Raw genomic sequence first — 2,622 nt, forward strand, 5'->3', positions numbered from 1 at the left:
GGTTGTCATAAAAGGTTGGCAGGAAAAGATAGACAAGTCTGCAACTGAAATAAGCAAAGAATTCCAAGATCTTGGTGCAGGAAGCATATTGTTTACAAATGTTGATGTGGAAGGATTGCTTGGAGGATTCTACGTAGACCCAGTATTAGATCTCGTTAATTCCGTTGACATACCAGTTGTTTACTCCGGAGGAGTTACAAGCTTAGATGACCTAAAGCAATTGCAAACAACTGGAGCAAAAGGAGTTGTAATCGGTTCAGCATTATACAAAGACAAAATTAATCTTGTAGATGCCTTGAAATACCAAGATATAAAATAAAAAAAATTATCAATATTATTATATTTTAAAATGGAGACAAAATATGAAAGTAATGGCAACAGGAGCATTTGACTTATTACATCCAGGACATGGATTGTATCTTGAAAAAGCAAAGGAATTAGGTGGAGAAGATGCAGTCCTTGTAGTTGTAATAGCAAGAGATTCAACTGTTAAAAAGAAAAAGAGAATTCCTGTTATTGATGAGAATCAAAGATTAGAAATGATTAAATATCTCAAGCCCGTTGATGAAGCATACATCGGTTATGATGGGGATATGTTCAAGATTGTAGAGGAAATTCAACCGGACATAATCGCTATCGGTTCAGATCAAAATCATGACATTGCAAAGCTTCAGGAACAGCTGGATAAAAGAGGAATCAAAGCTGTAGCTAAAAGAGTTAAAGATTACAGAAGAGGAGAACTCGACAGTACCTGTAAAATCATCAATAGAATCAAGCATTCTGAATTGGAAGAAAAGAATTTGGACTGTACAAATGTTATTAATGATGATTAATCAATTTTATACAAATGATAAAAAATTAAAAAATTAAAAAATAATGATTAATATTAACTTATAAAAAGGTGTGAAAAATGGTAAGTGTAGCAATTGTAGGTGGAAGCGGATATACTGGAGGGGAATTGATCAGACTTCTTTCTGCTCATCCAGAAGTTGAAATAGTGGATATAACCTCAAGACAATTTGAAGGAACTCCAGTTCACAAAGTTCACCCACATATTAGAGGAACAGATTTGGTATTCAGAAACAAAAAGCCAAGCGAATTGGATGCAGACATCATATTTACAGCAACTCCACATGGAGCTTCAATGAAAATCGTACCGGATTTACTTGATACCGGTGCAAAGGTAATTGACTTAAGTGGAGATTACAGATTCAACGACATTGACGTTTATGAAAAATGGTATGGGCTTGAACATACCTCTGACTTGAAAGGAGTTTTCGGACTTCCTGAAATTCACAGAGAAGAAATCAAAAAGGCAACCTTGCTTGCTAATCCAGGATGCTTTGTAACTGGTGCAATCCTCTCAGGATACCCACTTTCAAAAGCAAAGCTTGCAGATAGAATGATTTTCGATTCAAAAACTGGAGTAAGCGGAGCTGGAGTTAACCCTGCTGCAACAACACATTATCCAAACATTGGCGATAATGTAAACCCTTACAAGGTAACCCAACACAGACACATGCCTGAGATTCAACAGGAACTTGGTGCATTTTCAGATGTCAAGATTTCATTCACACCTCATTTGGTGCCAGTAATCAGAGGAATACTTACCACCAACCATTGTTTCTTGGTTGATGGAGCAGACATCACAAGTGAAGAGGTATTGAACATCTATAAGGAAACCTATAAAGGAGAGCCATTCATCCAAATATTGGAAGATGGAGAGATTCCACGCTTAAGCAGTGTTAGAGGATCCAACTATGCTCAAATCGGATGCTTTGAAATTGATGAGACCGGAAGATTGGTCATCATTTCAGCTATTGACAATTTAGTCAAAGGAGCATCAGGCCAAGCTGTTCATAACATGAACATCATGTGCGGATTTGATGAAAAGGCAGGTTTGGACTTCTTTGGAATGCACCCATAAGCAAGTTCAATTTACTTAACTAATTAGGAAATAACTATTTAGATATTCCTTAGGGAAATATTTAAATAGATTATTTTTTATAAAATAGTTCAAGGGGTAAAAATATGGAAAGAATAATATTATACTATTCAGATGGTGGAAAAACAAAAGTGGTTGCAGAAACACTTGCACTTAATTTTAAATGCGATATCTGTCAAATCAGGGATTTAAAAAAACGTGACGGAATTAGAAATAGATTAAGCTCTACTATTGATGCATTTAGAGAAAATAAGACAGAAATTTATCCTCCTACCCTTGATCTTGAAGAATATGATACAGTATATATCGGCACCCCAATTTGGGCAAGCAACCCAACCCCTGCAATCATAACATTAATTGACAGATGCAACTTACGTGGAAAGGATGTTGTATTGTTTACTACAAGCAATTCCAATAGTGAAGGTGCACTTGAAAAGATGGAGATGAAGATTAGGGCAAGAGGTGCAAGGGTAGTTCAGCAGTTTAACTTAAATACTGACAATAAAAGCCCTGCAAGAATCCAAAAGGATACTGAAGCAATGATAGTGACTAAGGATTTATATTTATACTAAATATATCCTTTTTTTATTTACTTTTTTTAAAAATAATATTTTAATAAGGCAACTCTTTTTAAAACTTTATTAAAATAATAATAATTAATAATAATAATTTCATCA

General features: G+C 34.7%; 4 protein-coding genes. All 4 read left to right on the forward strand.

All coding sequences use genetic code 11. The features are described 5' to 3' along the window. The coding region (locus ACKI67_RS07035) for a HisA/HisF-related TIM barrel protein (RefSeq protein WP_407462754.1) at positions 1-319 on the forward strand (319 nt) is incomplete at its 5' end. A gap of 43 nt (positions 320-362) precedes the next feature. Continuing rightward, the gene (locus ACKI67_RS07040; RefSeq protein ID WP_407462755.1) at positions 363-833 is read left to right on the forward strand and encodes an adenylyltransferase/cytidyltransferase family protein; all 471 of its coding nucleotides are present in this window, start codon (positions 363-365) and stop codon (positions 831-833) included. A 77-nt stretch (positions 834-910) separates the two neighbouring features. After that, positions 911-1,927, forward strand: coding sequence for an N-acetyl-gamma-glutamyl-phosphate reductase (gene argC / locus ACKI67_RS07045; RefSeq protein ID WP_407462756.1), 1,017 nt, complete (start codon positions 911-913; stop codon positions 1,925-1,927). 104 nt (positions 1,928-2,031) lie between these two features. Continuing rightward, a complete protein-coding gene (locus ACKI67_RS07050) occupies positions 2,032-2,517 on the forward strand; it encodes a flavodoxin family protein (protein ID WP_407462757.1) in 486 nt (161 codons plus the stop codon). Positions 2,518-2,622 lie beyond the last annotated feature (105 nt).

The sequence above is a fragment of the Methanobrevibacter sp. genome (assembly GCF_045577275.1).
Classification (GTDB): Archaea; Methanobacteriota; Methanobacteria; order Methanobacteriales; family Methanobacteriaceae; genus Methanobrevibacter.

Coding starts and splice junctions, on each gene's coding strand:
- argC (WP_407462756.1), top strand. CDS start 911: ATGGTAAGTGTAGCAATTGTAGGTGGAAGCGGATATACTGGAGGGGAA.
- ACKI67_RS07040 (WP_407462755.1), top strand. CDS start 363: ATGAAAGTAATGGCAACAGGAGCATTTGACTTATTACATCCAGGACAT.
- ACKI67_RS07050 (WP_407462757.1), top strand. CDS start 2,032: ATGGAAAGAATAATATTATACTATTCAGATGGTGGAAAAACAAAAGTG.